This window comes from Bacteroides sp. UBA939 (genome assembly GCF_002293435.1).
Lineage (GTDB): Bacteria > Bacteroidota > Bacteroidia > Bacteroidales > Bacteroidaceae > Bacteroides.
In genome coordinates this window covers 1-17,513 of the sequence record NZ_DBDF01000181.1, presented here as the reverse complement: position 1 = coordinate 17,513, position 17,513 = coordinate 1, and the positions used below count along the sequence as shown (strand labels likewise).

The 17,513-nt window shown below is 43.3% G+C and carries 8 protein-coding genes; 7 read left to right on the top strand and 1 reads right to left on the bottom strand.

Annotation, left to right across the window (positions count from 1 at the left end):
- Positions 1-270: 270 nt before the first annotated feature.
- From B2Z67_RS11650 to B2Z67_RS11625, 6 genes are all read left to right on the top strand, one after another.
- Positions 271-1,119, top strand: coding sequence for a hypothetical protein (locus B2Z67_RS11650; protein WP_291530003.1), 849 nt, complete (start codon positions 271-273; stop codon positions 1,117-1,119).
- Between the two features lie 433 nt (positions 1,120-1,552).
- On the top strand, positions 1,553-4,909 hold the full coding sequence (locus tag B2Z67_RS11645) for a SusC/RagA family TonB-linked outer membrane protein (protein WP_291530002.1): 3,357 nt from the start codon (positions 1,553-1,555) through the stop codon (positions 4,907-4,909).
- A gap of 21 nt (positions 4,910-4,930) precedes the next feature.
- A complete protein-coding gene (locus B2Z67_RS11640) occupies positions 4,931-6,811 on the top strand; it encodes a RagB/SusD family nutrient uptake outer membrane protein (protein ID WP_291530001.1) in 1,881 nt (626 codons plus the stop codon).
- 486 nt (positions 6,812-7,297) lie between these two features.
- Positions 7,298-7,732 carry a PepSY-like domain-containing protein gene (locus B2Z67_RS11635; protein ID WP_291530000.1) on the top strand — a complete coding sequence of 145 codons (435 nt, stop codon included), beginning with the start codon at positions 7,298-7,300 and terminating at the stop codon, positions 7,730-7,732.
- 1,040 nt (positions 7,733-8,772) lie between these two features.
- Positions 8,773-12,153, top strand: a complete 3,381-nt coding sequence (locus B2Z67_RS11630; protein WP_291529999.1) for a SusC/RagA family TonB-linked outer membrane protein — start codon at positions 8,773-8,775, stop codon at positions 12,151-12,153.
- 31 nt (positions 12,154-12,184) lie between these two features.
- Positions 12,185-13,894: a RagB/SusD family nutrient uptake outer membrane protein gene (locus B2Z67_RS11625; protein WP_291529998.1), complete on the top strand. Its 1,710-nt coding sequence runs from the start codon at positions 12,185-12,187 to the stop codon at positions 13,892-13,894.
- Positions 13,895-13,981: 87 nt separating this feature from the next.
- Here the strand turns inward: B2Z67_RS11625 and B2Z67_RS11620 are convergent, their stop codons facing one another.
- Positions 13,982-14,989, bottom strand: a complete 1,008-nt coding sequence (locus B2Z67_RS11620; protein ID WP_291529997.1) for an aspartate-semialdehyde dehydrogenase — start codon at positions 14,987-14,989, stop codon at positions 13,982-13,984.
- Between the two features lie 152 nt (positions 14,990-15,141).
- Here B2Z67_RS11620 and B2Z67_RS11615 point away from each other — a divergent pair, with 152 nt between their 5' ends.
- On the top strand, positions 15,142-17,286 hold the full coding sequence (locus tag B2Z67_RS11615; protein WP_291529996.1) for a cation:proton antiporter: 2,145 nt from the start codon (positions 15,142-15,144) through the stop codon (positions 17,284-17,286).
- Positions 17,287-17,513: the final 227 nt, after the last annotated feature.

The window sequence follows — 17,513 nt, the reverse complement described above, 5'->3', positions numbered from 1 at the left end:
TCCTAACGAAGTGATAACTCCTTTAACTACAGTATGAATAATGCAGGCTATAGACAACAAAGGTATTCAGACGAATTAGGTGCACCTAAAGTGACGAATCCCCATGATTATGCTTCGACCGTACTCAGCACGATAAATAGACCCGAAGCGAGGCTTGAATAACAATGCAAATAACCGGATGTGAAGTCGGGAAATGAAGTTTTGCAGTTTTTTATAATGGTATATTGAATAAAACTATATATTTGTATCCGATTCTAAATATGACTGCGTATGAAATTGATTGCGGAAAGTGGTTCTACAAGGACTGAGTGGGCTTTGGTTGAGGACAATCATCTGATACAGCGTGTTTTTACCGAAGGACTTAATCCTTTCTTTCAAACAAGAAGGGAGATTAGCCGTAGTGTACGCCTGGGATTACCTGAAACTTTTTTCAAAAGAAAATTGGAACAAGTCTATTATTATGGTGCAGGATGCTCCTCGTATGAAAAGAAAAATGTTTTGGGTGCTTCATTAGTAGCACAATTCAAGACTCCTATACAGGTGGAGAGTGATTTGCTTGCAGCAGCTCGTGGTTTGTTCCAATGTGAAGCCGGGATTGCTTGTATCCTGGGTACCGGTTCGAATTCTTGTTTTTATGACGGTAAGATTATTGTGAAGAACGTGAGGGCCGGCGGCTATATATTGGGAGACGAAGGTAGTGGCGCCGTACTGGGAAAGCGCTTTCTTTCTGATGTATTAAAAGGTTTAGCCCCTAAAGAAGTTATGAATGACTTCTTTGAAAAATTTCGTATCAGCCCTAACGAAGTTATGGAATCAGTATATAACCGGCCTTTCCCTAACCGTTTTCTTTCTACCATTTCGTATTTTCTGGCGGATTATATGAATGATGATTATGTTTATGACTTGATTACAAGCAATTTGCGTAGCTTTTTCACAAGAAATGTGTGCCAATATGATTATAAGAATTATCCCATTCGTTTTGTAGGTTCATTGGCTTATAGCTATGCCGCTATTCTGCGGGAGATTGCTCACGAATTTGATATTGAGTTAGATGTTATTGAAGAAACTCCTATGAATGGTTTGATAGAATTCCATTTCTTAAATATAGAAGAGCCTTAATATTTGTATATGAATTATATAAAATAGGTTATAACTACTTGTTTATGTGAATTAATAGATATAATTACTAATAAAAACAAATAATTGTTCTTGATATAAAATATTAATATATCTTTGCTAAGACGAAACGACCAAATGTGTTCGATTGCCTTTGTCAATAACGAGTTTGTCTCTTAAGACAATCTACAAGATTAACTGTTTATTAGCTCTATTTGCAGCTAATAATATGGTAGCACTAAGTCCACTTGGTACTTGGTACTTATGAACAGAATAAGAGAGAAAAACATATAAGTTAAACCTAATAATATAAAAATGCCTATGGAGAAGAAACTGATCTGACAGAAGAAATAGTCTCAGGCTATTTCCGACTTACGATTCCTTACCCTAATTTTCGAGAAGACGATTTAATTAACAACAAACTCATCAATCATTTATGAATGAAGATCACAAAAAACGAGGATTAGCGCATGGCAAGTTCCTCACTGTGGTAGCGATAGGTTTACTGTGCTTGAGCAGTGGTACCGTAAAAGCTACCCAAATTGTATCTGACGATTCGAACGGAATATCAGAGCAGATGCAAACTACTTCTGTAACGGTAACAGTAGTGGATACAAAAGGTGAACCGATTATTGGTGCAAATGTCGTAGAAAAGGGCACCACTAATGGCGGTATCACGAATTTAGACGGAAATGTTAGAATAAATGTAAAACAGGGAGCTACTATACAAGTATCTTTTGTTGGTTATATCACTCAGGACCTGAAAGCAGCCCCAACGTTGCGGGTGATTCTGAAAGAAGACGCAGAAATACTGGACGAAGTAGTAGTAGTAGGTTACGGTCAACAGAAGAAGGTGAACCTGACCGGTGCTATCGCTTCCGTTGATGTGAACAAAACAGTAGAAAGCCGTCCTATCTCGGATATTGGTCGCGCTTTGCAGGGAGCGGTACCGGGATTGATAGTATCCACGAATTCCGGTGAACTTGGTGATGCGCCGATAATCAAAATCCGTGGTAGTGTGGGATCTCCCAATGGTGACGCCAATCCGTTGATTCTGGTGGACAACGTGGAAATCACGGATATTTCATTGGTAAACCCCGATGATATCGAATCCATCTCCGTATTGAAGGATGCTTCTTCGGCTTCCATTTATGGTGCTCGCGGCGCTTTTGGCGTAATCCTGATTACAACGAGGGCGAAGACCAAAGCAGAACGTTTGTCTATAAAATACTCTAATAACTTTGCTTGGCGTACACCAACCGTAAGACCAACTCAGCTTCCGGGCTGGCAACAAGCTGATATCAACCTGAAAGGTGTACAGAACGGTGTTACTCCCGCTAATAGCTATAGCGTAATCGGAAACCTTATTATCGACGAGGCCGGCGTAGCTAAGATGAAAGAATATTGGGATAAGTATGGCTTCGGCGACCAATTCGGATCGGAGATTGTAGAAGGCCGTGACTTTGACTGGGACGGAACCGGTATGCACATGTATCGTACATGGGACTGGTATGATATGTATGTGAAAGACTGGATGCCGCAGCAGACCCATAAATTATCTATCAATGGCGGTAATGGGAAAACGAATTTTAATATTTCATTGGGTTATATTAATCAGGAAGGTCTGACTAAAGTCAATCCCGACCAGTATACACGCTACAATGGGAATTTCTCTGTAAATTCGGAATTGAATAAATATGTTTCTATCCGTGCCGGATTGATGTACACTCGTGCTGATATTGATAAGCCATTCAATTACAATTCGGATATATATGATCACATGTACTATCTCTATCGTTGGCAGCCGGTTTACCCGTACGGCACGATGGATGGAAAGAACTTCCGCGGTGCATTGACTGAATTAGCTGCAGCTCCCATGATAACAAGAGAACGTGAATATGTTCGCTTGTCCGGTGGTATTACCATTAAACCGTTTGAAGGCCTGACTCTTGACTTTGACGGAACATATAGTACGATTGAAACACGCCTGCACAGGAACGGAGCACCACCACTGGTTGAAGGATACGATATTTTCACAGCTTACTCTTCGCTTGATGCATTAAAAGCATCTTATCGCCCATACATAGCTGCAACTTATGATTATACGCGGGAAGAATTTGGGCGCACTGAGGCTTTGACGGGTAACTTTGTAGCGACTTACAGCAAACGTCTGGCTGACCATGACTTTAAAGTAATGGCAGGTTCTAATATTGAGAAAAGTGAGTATAAGTACTTCTGGGGGCAACGCATGGGGCTGTTGACAACGGACAAACCGGAACTGAACCTTGCCACAGGCGACCAGACTACAAGTGGCGACCACACATGGTGGGCAGTAGCAGGTTTCTTTGGACGTATTAATTATTCATACAAGGATCGTTATCTGTTTGAAGTCAACGGACGTTATGACGGTTCTTCACGATTCCCTTCCGGACAACGTTTTGCTTTCTTCCCGTCCATGTCCGCCGGTTATCGCATTACGGAAGAACCTTTTATGCAGGCATTGAAGCCTTATCTCAGCACATTGAAACTGAGAGGATCTTATGGTTCTATCGGTAACCAGGATGTAGGTCAGGATCGTTTCATATCTACCCTTAGTACCGCAGTAGATAGCTGGATTATTGATGGAAAGAAAGTACAGTCAGCCGGTAAGCCTACAATCGTATCATCCGAACTGCATTGGGAAAAGGTTTCCACGATTGACGTCGGATTCGACGCACGCTTGTTTGATGATGCCCTCGGCATAACTTTCGACTGGTATAACCGCAAGACCAGCGATATTCTTGTTGCAGCTACTGTACCTAATACATTGGGTGCTACATCTCCAATGAAAAATATGGGAACTATCTCAACTCCGGGTTGGGAATTGGCTATTGATTACCGTCACGAATTCAAGAATGGACTGCATATCGGTGTAGGCGCATCTGTTTCGGACTATAAGACGAAAGTTACGGAATGGTCGTATAGCACCCAAATGCCGGTTTATGGTTCAGGCGGAGCAAGTTGGTATAGTTCAACTTATTTTAAGGAAGGCATGGTATTGGGAGATATCTGGGGACTTCAATTCGATCGTTTTCTTACTGAAGCCGACTTTAACACTGACGGTTCTTTGAAAGCAGGGTTGCCCGACCAGTCTCAGGTATTTCCGAGTAATTACCGTTTTGCACCGGGTGATGTACTTTATAAAGACCTGCCCGACAAGGATGGAAACACAGACGGAAAGATCACGAAGGGACCAAATACTGAAAATCCCGGAGACTTGAGCATTATCGGCAATAATTTACCGCGCTATCAGGTAGGCTTTAATCTGGATGCCGCTTATAAAGGCTTTGATTTCAACATTTTCTTCCAGGGCGTACTCAAGAGAGATACGTGGGCATCGGGTAACCAGGTATTACCGGGCTTTACCAGCGGTGAACCTTACTACAAAGGTGCAGAAGATTATTGGACTCCCGAAAATCCGGATGCTTTCTATCCGCGTCCCATGGTTTACGGCCAGGCAAATACAGGTAACTTCCAGATTAACGACCGCTATATGCTGAACATGGCTTACTTGCGTTGCAAGACATTGACAGTTGGTTATTCTTTACCGAAATCTTTGTTGAACAAAGTGAAGATCCAGAATTTACGCATCTACTTCACCGGCGAAAACCTGTTTACGTTTGATGGTATGAAACCGGATATTGACCCTGAAATCGGTATCCGCGTTGTAGGAACATCTTCTGATGCGCGTAATTACGGACGAAGCTATCCGTACCAGAAGAGCATTTCATTCGGTTTACAGCTTAGTTTATAATTCTAATAAACAGAAAAGAATATGAAAAAGATACATCTATTATATATTGTCTGCGCCCTTTCGGCAGCATCGCTCTATAGTTGCGATGACTTTCTTAACAGAGACCCGCAGAACAAACAGACCAATGATACGTTTTGGGTGAATGAAACTTCTTTGCGTACGTATGCACAAGATTTCTATTCCACTTATTATACGGGATATGGTATTGATTATACAATTTTTGGCGGATATTTTTCCGGTGATGACTTTACAGACGATTTCTTGACTCTGTCCGGTGGTACCCGCAATTTTCCTCTATCACCTACTGCAGGTATCAATGCGACAACATCTCCGTGGTGGTCAAACACAACCGGTTATTCTATAGTATATAAGGCAAACGTGATGCTTGAAAAGATTCCCGGGATGAACATTTCGGACGAGGCAAAAGCACATTGGACAGGTATTGCACGCTATTTCCGTGCCATGACATATAGTGCCATGACTAAAATATATGGCGGTGTGCCTTATATTGACAGCGTAACTGATCCGGCTGATTCACCTACTCTCTATAAGGATCGTGATCCTTATTTATTTGTTGCTCAGAAGATTTTGGAAGATTATCAGTATGCATTGGCAAATGTACGTACCGATGATACCAAACGTCAGGTAAACAAATATGTGGTGGGTGCCTATATGTCTCGCGACATGCTGTATCACGCTACATGGTTGAAGTATCATGGAACCACTGTTGGCCCGAATTCAGATGATGTGGCGGAGGCTGATCTGAAAGCGCTTTTCCAGGGGGCTATTGATGGCGCCGAAGTGGTGATGGCAGGTCCTTTTGCAATCGGGAATGACTATAATGCTATCTTTGCGTCTGATGACTTGGCGGGAAATAGAGAAGTTATCTTTTATCGCGAATATACTACCGGATTGCAAGGTAATGCCCTGATGTCATACAATGCGGATTTTACCCAGGAACAGGGTGGAGTAACCGAAAACGTGATAGAAAGTTTCTTGTGCAGTGACGGTTTGCCCATCGGACAGTCACCTCTTTACGAGGGAGCAGATGACCCAAGTATTAAGAATTCTTTTAAGAACCGTGACCCAAGGTTGTATGTGACAATTGTAGATAGTTTGCGCATTCTTTATGGAGGTCTGAGTACGATAGGATTATCTCCCACGGGTTATCCCCCGAAGAAGTTCCTTAATGAGCAATGGCTTGCCGATGGTTCACCTTTTACAAGAAATAACCAGAGCCCTGCCGATGCTCCAACTATCCGTTTTGCAGAAGTCCTGTTGAACTATGCGGAAGCTCGTTATGAGATCAGTAAAGTTGGCGGCAATGCATTTACTCAAGCTGATTTGGATAGATCCATTAACCTGATTCGTGGGCGTAAGTTGCTTAAATGGGGTGAGAATCCGCAGGTGGAACGTACTATGCCGGCAATGACTCTTAGCGGTAACAATATTAGCGTTGGCGGAACGGTTATTAACGATCCCGCGCGCGACAACACTGTAGATGCCGTACTTTGGGAAATCCGTCGTGAACGCCGTGTGGAGCTGCTAATGGAAGGCCGCCGTGGTGAAGATCTCCGTCGTTGGGCTAAGTATGAGTATCTTAATTCGGAAGATGAGAACGGCAATCCGGACAAGACATTCCTTGGAGCTTACGTGAAGCTTTCGGACTATCCGGGTCTTATAACAGGTGAGACGGGTGTGCATTTGTTTAACCCTGCCGATCCTACAAATCCGGAACCGGAAGAAGGTTATATTTGGCACCTCAATCAAAAGAATGTTCGTGTGTTCAAAAAAGGCGAGTTAGATTCCGAACGTTACTATTTGCGCAGTATTCCTGCTACCCAGATTACCATGTATAAGGATAATGGGTACACTCTTACTCAAAACCCCGGGTGGGAATAGGTTAGATAAAGAGTAATAAAGAGGCTGTGTCAAAAGTTTAAGTTTACTATCTTTCATCCGCGGATTGCACGGATTACACGGATTTATTTAATACCTAATCTGTGTTATCCGCGTAATCTGCGGATGAAGAATATCTTTTCTGATAGTGTACTTTACTTATGACACAGCTTCTTTTTTATTTTGTCCATCAGCCTTTTATCCGGCCCGCTACTATAACAGCAAACACATCTTCAGCGCTAACTTCACGCCTGAACCCTAAACCACCTTCTTAATATCAACTCCACATCAACTTCCCCTCATTATTTCTGTCTATTCCCAAATCTTTTCAGAATTGCGCCATAGTTTTGCGTTATAAATTCATTTAGAATATATGCAAGTAAGAACATTGTTCTTATTTTCAGTGTAACACAGGCCTGCTTAATATCGTGTTAGTCTACTATGAGTTGAGATTTATAGAGTTTATAATTACTAAAAAACAGAAAGAACATGAAAAATTTGGTATTCACACTTTGTTTACTTATCGTATCTATTGCCTTCGTCGCTTGCGATGAAGAGAAACTTGTATCAATAGACAAGTTGCCGACTACTGCCCAAACATTCATACAAACACACTTCCCCGCCCAGGAAGCAACACGTATTGAGAAAGACAGGGACAGTTATGATGTTTATCTGGCAAATGGGGTCAGTATTGATTTTACCAAATCCGGAGATTGGGATGATGTGGACTGTAGAGGACAGGAAATGCCGGCAAGTATCATAGCCTTGATTCCTGAAGCTATCTCTGCCTACGTAGCAGAACACTATCCGAACCAATTTATCAGTGAAATCAATAAAGAGCATTTCGGTTATGAAATAGACTTGAATAACTATATCGAACTGGAGTTTAATAAAACCGGCGCTTTTCTTCGGTTAGACTATTGAGCTTGAACCGGACAAACTAAACAAAGGGGATGCGTCAAAATCCCCGCTTCTATAAAACGCCCCTGTTGTAATATAAATGCACAACAACAGGGGCGTTTGCTTGTCTTTTCTACTTATGATACACGTTCTTGTTTTGTATCTTTCATATCGCTAAAATCAGCAGATGTACAGTGCGGGATGATGAAAATCGTCATTATTTGCTTGACTTTTCTATTTTCTGTATGCTTTAGAATGCGATATTTCCGCCCGAAGATAGGAACGGTTGGAAATACGGAAGCTTCTTCTGAAGGGGGCTTTAATGGCTTATTCCTACCGGTGAGTATGTCTTTTGTACGGGATATATGTGGTACTTACATCGCATATATGCCGTTTGCGCACGATTATATGATAAAAGGAGCAGATGGAAATTGGTCTTGATGGTCTCTTTTAAGCTGATTCAAATGCTATTTGAAACTACTTAGTAGTAGTGTATGAACTACTACTAAGTAACTGACCAACTACTACTTAGTAGTTGACTGACTACTTTGAGGGCTGAGGTATTACCTTCAAAGTTACGCTGCGATTTTTATGAAAAATAATTCTGAGAGTGAAAGTTGGGTTAGGTTTGATAGAATTCTACCTGTTGATGCACCTTAAATTCAGTATCTGAAATATGGATGTAAAATCACATAAAGACTTTAAGCAAAAATGCAGGGATTTGATTAAATAAATGCAAATTATTGTTCTTGATATCAAATGGGGGTATATCTTTGCTTCGACGAAACGAAGAAATAGCGCTTTTTACCTTTGTTGACAATGAGTTTATCTTTTAAAAACAGTCAGCTAAATTAATACGATAGAACATTTTATTTTTAGCTGGGGAATTGATAGAAAGAACGAGAGAGATAAAAATAAGTTAAACCAATAAAAGTAAAGAAAGGCCAATGTAAAAGAAAACTGTTTGATAGGAGAAATAGCATTAAGCTATTCTTGAATTATTATTCCTTACCCTAAGTTTTTTAAATTATTATTTTAGTTAGTAACAAATTAATCAATCATTTATGAATAAAGATCGTAAAAAACGAGGAACAACATATCGCAAATTCCTCATGGTAGTAGCTATCGGTGCATTGTTCTTGAACAACGGTAGCGTGATGGCTACCCAAAATACAGAGAACAATTCTTATGGTGTAACAGAACAATTACAGTCCGTGTCTGTTACAGGCTTGGTTGTAGACTCTAATGGTGAACCGGTTATCGGTGCCAGTGTAGTAGAAAAGGGTACTACAAATGGAGTGGTTACGAATGTTGACGGAAATTTCTCTTTATCAGTTAGGCAAGGTGCTACACTGAGAGTAACTTTTATAGGATACCGGCCGCAGGATGTGAAAGCTGCAGGGAGTATGAAGATTGTATTGCTTGAAGACACCGAACTATTGGATGAAGTGGTAGTTGTAGGTTACAGTACTCAGAAGAAAGCCAATCTGACGGGAGCGGTGACTACCGTGGATGTTAGCAAATCATTGGAGGCTCGTCCGCAGTCGGACGTGACCAAGGCCTTGCAGGGTGTTGTACCGGGACTTTCCATTATCAACTCATCGGGTGCTATCAATAAAGCCCCTTCCATTACCATTCGCGGTACAGGTACATTGAGCAACGGTGCTACGAGTAATCCTTTGATTGTTGTGGATGGTGTTCCTATGGACGATATCTCTTACCTGAATACGCAGGATATTGAAAATATCTCAGTGTTGAAGGATGCTGCTTCTACCTCTATTTATGGTACGCGTGCCGCTTTCGGCGTATTGCTCATTACAACGAAAGCCGCTAAGAAAACAGATAAGATAACCATTAACTATACAAACAATTTTGCATGGGAAACTCCGACGGTTCTTCCCGATTATCCTGATGTGCCGACACAGATCAAGGGTATGATAGCCGTGAGTGAGCGTATGAATGCTTCTCCTCAGTTGTTTGGAATGAATTTGATAAGCATGCTGCCGAAAACAGAAGCTTGGCAGCAGAAACACGGAGGAAAGACTGGATACCGGGAAATGGTATTGGGTGACGACTTTGATATAGACCCCAATACCGGCGTTGGTTCGTATTATGCGGACTGGGATGTGGTAGGCATCATGTATCGTAAGTGGAAACCATCGCAAAGCCACAATGTATCTATTCAAGGTACCAGCGGGAAAACTTCTTATTATATGTCTTTAGGATATAATCATAATGAAGGTGTTATGGCCATTAATCCGGATAAGTTAGACAAATGGACTGTGAACATGAATGTTACTTCCGACGTAACCGATTGGCTGCAAATTGGCGGACGTTTCAGCTACAATGACAAGACTTTCGATACGCCGGCAACGCAACGTAATACTTTTGAATATTTGTGGCGTTGGGGTAGCTTTTTCGGACCTTATGGTACTTATGAAGGTAGTGATTTCCGTAACGACATTGCTTATCGGAAGCAAGCGGGTGAAAATATATACAACAATACGTACACACGTTTGGGCGGTTTCCTGAGAGCTAAAATAGTGAAAGGATTGATTTTAAATGCCGACTATACATTTAATGTGATGAACGGTATCAGGCGTGCCAACTACAATTCTTTTACCTCTTATGACTCATGGGGGGGCGACGTACGCGCCGTGAAACAAATTGTTTTGCCTTCATCGTCTTATGTACGTAGAGATTCCGAACGTGACAAGTCTTATGCGCTGAATATCTACGCCAACTATGAGTTTAACCTTGCCAAGAAGCACAACTTCAACATCATGCTTGGTGGTAATGCTGAAGAAGGCGAGAAGGAAATGTCCTGGTCGCGACGAAATTATTTGTTGGATGAAAATTTGCCGGAGTTCCCCTTGGCTATCGGTGAACAAACAGTGAATGGTTCACACAGCGAGTGGGGTGCATGCGGTTATTTCGGGCGTATTAACTATGATTATAACGGAATTTGGCTGCTGGAGTTAAATGGTCGTTACGATGGTTCTTCCAAATTTCCGGAGGCTGACCGCTGGGCGTTCTTCCCTTCAGGTTCTTTTGGTTATCGGCTCAGTGAAGAAGCTTATTTCGAATCTGTCAAGCAAGTGGTAAACAATGCCAAGTTGCGTGCTTCTTATGGTGAAATAGGAAATCAGGCTGTTGGTAACAATATGTACATCTCCACATTAGCCAGCGGAAATGCTAACTGGCTGGATGCCAGTGGCAACAAGTTCGTGTCTTACGGTATACCTTCTTTGGTGTCTTCTACACTGAAATGGGAGCGTATCCAAACATTGGACATTGGTGGAGATTTTGGCTTCCTGAATAATGACTTGGGTGTCAGTTTCGATTGGTACCAACGTACCACGAAAGACATGTTGGCTCCGGGGCAAACGATGCCGGAAGTGTTGGGTGCCGGCGCACCGAGGATTAATGCCGGTACGTTGAGAACCCGCGGTTGGGAGTTAAGCATTGACTATCGTCATTCATTCAACGACCTGAATGTGTATGCTAACTTCAACATTGGCGACTTCAGTACCACGGTAACTAAGTGGGATAACGATACCCGCTTTTTGAATACAAACTTCAGTGGTAAGAAATATGGCGATATTTGGGGTTTTGAAACAGAACGTTTGTATCAGAAAGAGGATTTTGAATACGGTGCAGATGGTAAGTTTCTTGAAGTATCGGTCAAAGACGGCAAAGTGGTACCGAACGGAACAGAAGGTTCTATCGTAGCATACAAATTGAAAAACGGCGCTTATCAACATAAGCTACAACAAGGTTCTTTCTTGTTTGGTCCGGGTGACATTAAGTTCAAGGATTTGAATGGTGATGGACAAATTGACGCCGGAGACGGTACCCCTGAAAACCATGGTGACTTAAAGGTTATCGGTAATACGACTCCGCGCTATCAGTACAGTTTCCGCTTGGGTGGCGAATGGAGAGGATTTGATCTTGATATGTTCTTCCAGGGCGTGGGCAAGCGTGCCGTGTGGACTACCAGTTATTTCGTGATGCCGATGATGCGTGGTGTGGATGCTCTCTACGCCAACCAGACTGATTATTGGACTGAAGAAAACACAGATGCTTACTACCCGAGATTATTTTCCGGCAATACAGGTCAGGGCACTATCTCAAGTTCTATTATTGAGGGCGGTAACCATAACTTCTATCCCCAAAGCAAGTTTCTGGTGAATATGGCTTATTTGCGTTTCAAGAACCTGACCGTAGGTTATACGCTTCCGAAAGTAATCACCCGCCAAGCTTATTTGGATAAGGTACGTTTCTATTTCAGTGCAAACAATATTTGCGAGTTGATAAATAAGAGTAACGCTCCGGTTGACCCGGAAATCAATGAGTCGGATTCCGGTTCTTTGACCAATGGTAAGTGGGGTACGGCGGAGCCAATGAGTCGCACGATATCCTTTGGTGTACAGGTGACTTTCTAACTTCAGTAACTAATCATTTAGAAAATAGAGTATGAAAAAGATAAATATAGTATGTTTGTTGTTGCTATTGGTGTTTACCGGTTGCGATAGTATTTTAGATAAGGGGCCATTGGATACTTTCTCCAACTCCAACTTCTGGACAGGTGAAGGTAATGTGTCCGGTTATGCCAATTCTTTCTATGATAGCTTCTCGGGCTATAATGATGATTTTTATTTCAGAACACTTTCTGATGACCAGACAGCCAATTCTTTTGTGAACTGGGCATCTACGGCTATACCTGCCAGTTCAGGAAATTGGAGCAGCCCTTATACGAATATTCGGCGTGCCAACATTATGATTGAAGAAGTGGCGGAAATGTCTATTCCCGAAGCCCGAAAAAATCATTGGATTGGCGTAGCACGAATGATGCGGGCACAATATTATTATCGACTGGTGCGTATGTTCGGAGATGTTCCGTATACAGACAAATCGTTGGATATCACTGATGAGGCTGTACTGTATGGTCCTCGTAACAATCGGGATGAAGTGATGGATCACGTATTGGAAGACCTTAATTTTGCTTGTGCTCATATAGATGATGTTTCGTCTAAAATTACTTGGAGTCGTAATATGGCTTACGCCATGAAGACGGAGATATGTTTGTTTGAAGGTACATACCGCAAATACCGTAAGGCCGAAGATTACCAAACTGCACCGGACATGGAAGGAACAAAGAAATATCTGAAGGAGGCAAAGGATGCTGCGGCCTACCTGATACCCAAATATAGTTTGAATAAAGATTCTTATCAAACCCAGTATAACTCTGTCAGTTTGTCAGCAAATTCTGAAATCATTTTCTTCAAAGCGTATAAGCAGTCTATATTGACACATTCGTTGGTTGCTTATACGTCTGCTTCGACACCCATCAGCGGTATGTCGAAAGATGCATTCGATTCTTACTTGTTCACGGACGGTAAACCATTGGCATTGACCTCCTGCGACAAGAGCGATTTGCCCAAGATGATTGAGAAACCTACCGGACCGGTATTCTCCATAACTCACTTACTTGCAGTACGCGACAAGAGATTGGCGCAAACCATTGACTCGGCAGTGTTTTATAGCGGACGTACCTTTACGCGTTTCAATGTGGGTATGGCAATGACATCTACCTCCGGATATGGCGTATGTAAATATGATAATGAAACTATTCCTACTAATTTCCGTAATCAGACAGGTTCAAATTATACTTGTGCTCCCTTGTTTTGGTTGGCAACTGTCTATCTGCAATATGCCGAGGCTGCTGCCGAATTGGCTGATGCAGGTGGAGAGGCCATTACGCAAGCTGATTTGGACAAAACAATCAATCTGCTGAAAGATCGTGCGGGTTTGCCGCATCTGAGCCTGAATGTAGGATTTAACGATCCGGCAAACAATCACGGAGTGAGTTCGTTACTTTGGGAAATCCGTCGCGAACGTCGTTGCGAGCTGATGTTTGACAACTGGGCACGCTACTGGGATCTGATTCGCTGGCATCAGTTGGATAAATTAGACACAACCACCAACCCGAATATAATATTGGGCGCCAATGTTTCCGCTGACCCGGATATTGCGTCTAATGAAGCGGTGAAACTCAAAGGTAATTATTTAGATGTATCTCGCGATGGCAGGCGTACGTTTGATAAAAGATATTATTGGTATCCGATACCGAGCGGACAGATAATATTGAATCCGCAACTGACTCAAAACAGAGGTTGGGAATAAAACCGGTTGAGAGATTTTTGATAATACAATAAAGGCTGCCTTCATTAAAAGGCAGCCTTTATATTGATTTCGGAATCAGAGTATCAGTTACACCGCATTCTCTTTCACCAGATATTCGGCAATCTGTACTGCATTCAGTGCGGCGCCTTTCTTAATCTGGTCGCCCACAACCCAGAAAGTCAAACCGTTCTCATTAGTCAAATCCTTGCGGATACGCCCTACGTAAACGGGGTCTTTGCCTGCAAGGAACAACGGCATCGGATATTCCTTTTCTGCCGGATTGTCCTGCAACACCAAGCCTTCGCCTTTTGCGAATGCTTCACGCGCTTCTTCTACCGAGACTGGACGTTCTGTCTCTATCCATATACTTTCCGAATGAGAACGAAGGGCGGGAACACGTACGCAAGTGGCGCTGACTTTTATATCAGAATGCATAATCTTGCGCGTTTCGTGGAACATCTTCATTTCTTCTTTGGTATATCCGTTTTCAGTAAACACGTCAACCTGAGGTATGAGGTTGAATGCCAACTGATAAGCAAACTTCTCTACAGTTACAGGTTCTCCTGCCAGTACTTGGCGGTATTGCGTGTACAACTCGTCCATTGCGGCAGCGCCTGCACCACTGGCGGCCTGGTATGTAGAAACGTGGACGGTCTTTATGTGAGAAAGCTGTTCGATGGCTTTCAGCGCTACTACCATCTGGATAGTAGTACAGTTAGGGTTGGCGATGATGCCACGCGGACGGTCTTTGGCGTCAGCGGCATTGACTTCGGGCACTACCAGGGGTACGTCATTGTCCATGCGGAAAGCGCTGGAATTGTCAATCATCACGGCGCCATATTTAGTGATGGTTTCAGCATACTCTTTAGAGGTACCGGCGCCTGCGGAAGTGAAAGCGATATCGATCCCTTTAAAGTCATCGTTGTGTTGCAAGAGTTTTATCTCGATCTGTTTACCGCGGAATGTACATTTAGTTCCTGCACTGCGTTTAGAACCGAACAATACTAACTCATCCAACGGGAAATTCCTTTCATCGAGCACACGCAGGAACTCCTGTCCCACGGCTCCGCTTGCTCCAACAATAGCTACTTTCATTTTCTTTTTTATTTTAATAAGTTGATAAAATTAATCTTCCACCCGAAAAAAGATAGAATTGGCTGCAAATTTATAACAAATTGCTGTACAACAACCTATAGAATGAAAAGTTTTTTGTTATTTTGCATCACGAATCTCAATAAATGAAGCCTATGAACTTTTTCGACTTCAGCCTGAATTTCCCTATCACTGACCCTACGTGGATATTTCTCCTTGTATTGCTCATTATATTGTTCACTCCCATTCTGTTGAATAAGCTCCATATTCCGCATATCATCGGTATGATATTGGCGGGACTGGTGATTGGTGAGCATGGGTTCAATATCCTGACGCGGGATAGCAGTTTCGAGCTGTTCGGCAAGGTTGGCTTGTTCTATATCATGTTCCTGGCAGGTCTGGAAATGAATATGGCGGACTTCAAGAAGAACAGGGGAAAGGCGGTTGTGCTGGGATTGCTGGCGTTTGTTGTTCCGATAATAATCGGTCTTGTGGTGAATACGGCTTATCTGAAATATAGTTTGATCACTTCTGTTTTGTTGGCGAGTATGTACGCTTCGCATACGTTGGTGGCATATCCGATTGTTATCCGCTATGGCGTATCCCGGCATCGCAGTGTGAGCATTGCGGTAGGAGGAACGGCGGTGACGGACACGTTGACCCTACTTGTGCTGGCGGTAGTGGGCGGTATGTTCAAGGGCGAGTCCGGCGGACTGTTCGGGATATGGCTGGTTGTTAAGGTGATTCTCCTGGGCGGGCTGATTATGTACTTCTTCCCGCGTATCGGGCGTTGGTTCTTCCGTCGCTACGACGATAATGTGATGCAGTTTATTTTTGTGCTCGCTATGGTGTTCTTGGGAGCGGGATTGATGGAACTTGTAGGCATGGAAGGCATTCTCGGCGCTTTCCTGGCGGGCTTGGTGCTGAACCGGCTCATTCCGCACGTGTCTCCGTTGATGAACCACCTGGAGTTTGTGGGCAATGCGCTTTTTATTCCCTATTTCCTGATAGGTGTAGGGATGTTGATTGACGTAAATGTGATTTTCGGTCACGGCAACGCGTTGAAGGTTGCTGGGGTGATGATTGCGGTTGCGTTGACGGGTAAGTGGATTGCCTGCTGGCTGACACAGAAGATATATAAGATGGCAACCATCGAACGTAAACTGATGTATGGATTGAGCAATGCGCAGGCGGCAGCAACGTTGGCGGCGGTACTGGTGGGATACAATATCATCTTGCCCAATGGCGAACGGTTGCTGAATGACGATGTCCTGAACGGTACGGTGTTGCTTATATTGGTGACTTGTGTGGTAAGCTCCTTCATTACCGAGCGGGCAGCCCGCAAGATAGCTATCGGTGAGGCACACCTGGAAGATGAAAGCCGTCCAGCGCAGCAGGAGAAGATACTGATACCGGTTGCCAATCCTGATACGATTGAGGATTTGGTAAACTTGTCGTTGCTGATACGCGACCCGAAACAGAGGGATAATCTGCTGGCGCTGAATGTGATTAACGACAACAATACTTCGGGACCTTCGGAGGCTTTGGAGATTCGCGGGAAGCGTTATCTGGAAAAGGCGGCGATGATTACCGCCTCGGTGGACGTCCCATTAAAGCAAATCAGCCGTTATGACCTGAATATCGCTTCGGGCATTACCCATACGGCGAAGGAACACGGAGTGACGGACGTAATTATTGGTTTGCACCGCAAGGGCAACATTGTGGACTCTTTCTTTGGAATGCTGGCGGAGAATCTACTGAAAAGCCTGCACCGGGAAGTGATGATTGCCAAATTCCTGATGCCTATCAATACGATACGGCGGATAAACATTGCCGTTCCGCCGAAAGCGGAATATGAAACCGGCTTTCAGAAATGGGTGGAACATTTTTGCAGAATGGGCAGTACATTAAGTTGCCGGGTTCATTTCTTTGCTAATGAAGATACTACTGCGGTTTTGCAGATGTTGGTTAAGAAGCGGTATGGCGCAACCTTGACCGGTTTCTCCCGTTTGGACGATTGGGGAGATTTACTGTTGCTGACCGGACAAGTGAATTATGACCATTTGCTGGTTGTTATCAGTGCGCGTCGAGGCTCCATATCCTACGATGCTACGTTCGAGAGGCTTCCAGCCCAGTTAGGAAAGTATTTCTCGAATAATAGTTTGATAGTGCTTTACCCCGATCAGTTGGGCGAACCGCAGGACTTGTTGTCTTTCTCCAATCCGCATGGTAACAACGAAGACCAACATTACGAAAAGGTGGGCGAGTGGTTCTACAAATGGTTCAGAAAGAGCAATTAAGGGAGATGTGGCGAAGCGGAGTTTCGCAGTGATAAGTGATAAGTGATAAGCGATAAGTGATAAGCGATAAGTGTTTAATGATTAATGATAAGTGATTAGCAAGACTATCTCTATTCTCCTCCTCCCGGGAGGAGGAGTACCCGTAGGGGGAGGTGGTGGGTGAAAAGAATTCCTTAGAGATATGATTAATAGGTATTTGTTTTACCTACCACCTCCCCCCTTGCGGG

Coding starts and splice junctions, on each gene's coding strand:
- B2Z67_RS11615 (WP_291529996.1), top strand. CDS start 15,142: ATGAACTTTTTCGACTTCAGCCTGAATTTCCCTATCACTGACCCTACG.
- B2Z67_RS11635 (WP_291530000.1), top strand. CDS start 7,298: ATGAAAAATTTGGTATTCACACTTTGTTTACTTATCGTATCTATTGCC.
- B2Z67_RS11645 (WP_291530002.1), top strand. CDS start 1,553: ATGAATGAAGATCACAAAAAACGAGGATTAGCGCATGGCAAGTTCCTC.
- B2Z67_RS11640 (WP_291530001.1), top strand. CDS start 4,931: ATGAAAAAGATACATCTATTATATATTGTCTGCGCCCTTTCGGCAGCA.
- B2Z67_RS11650 (WP_291530003.1), top strand. CDS start 271: ATGAAATTGATTGCGGAAAGTGGTTCTACAAGGACTGAGTGGGCTTTG.
- B2Z67_RS11620 (WP_291529997.1), bottom strand. CDS start 14,989: ATGAAAGTAGCTATTGTTGGAGCAAGCGGAGCCGTGGGACAGGAGTTC.
- B2Z67_RS11630 (WP_291529999.1), top strand. CDS start 8,773: ATGAATAAAGATCGTAAAAAACGAGGAACAACATATCGCAAATTCCTC.
- B2Z67_RS11625 (WP_291529998.1), top strand. CDS start 12,185: ATGAAAAAGATAAATATAGTATGTTTGTTGTTGCTATTGGTGTTTACC.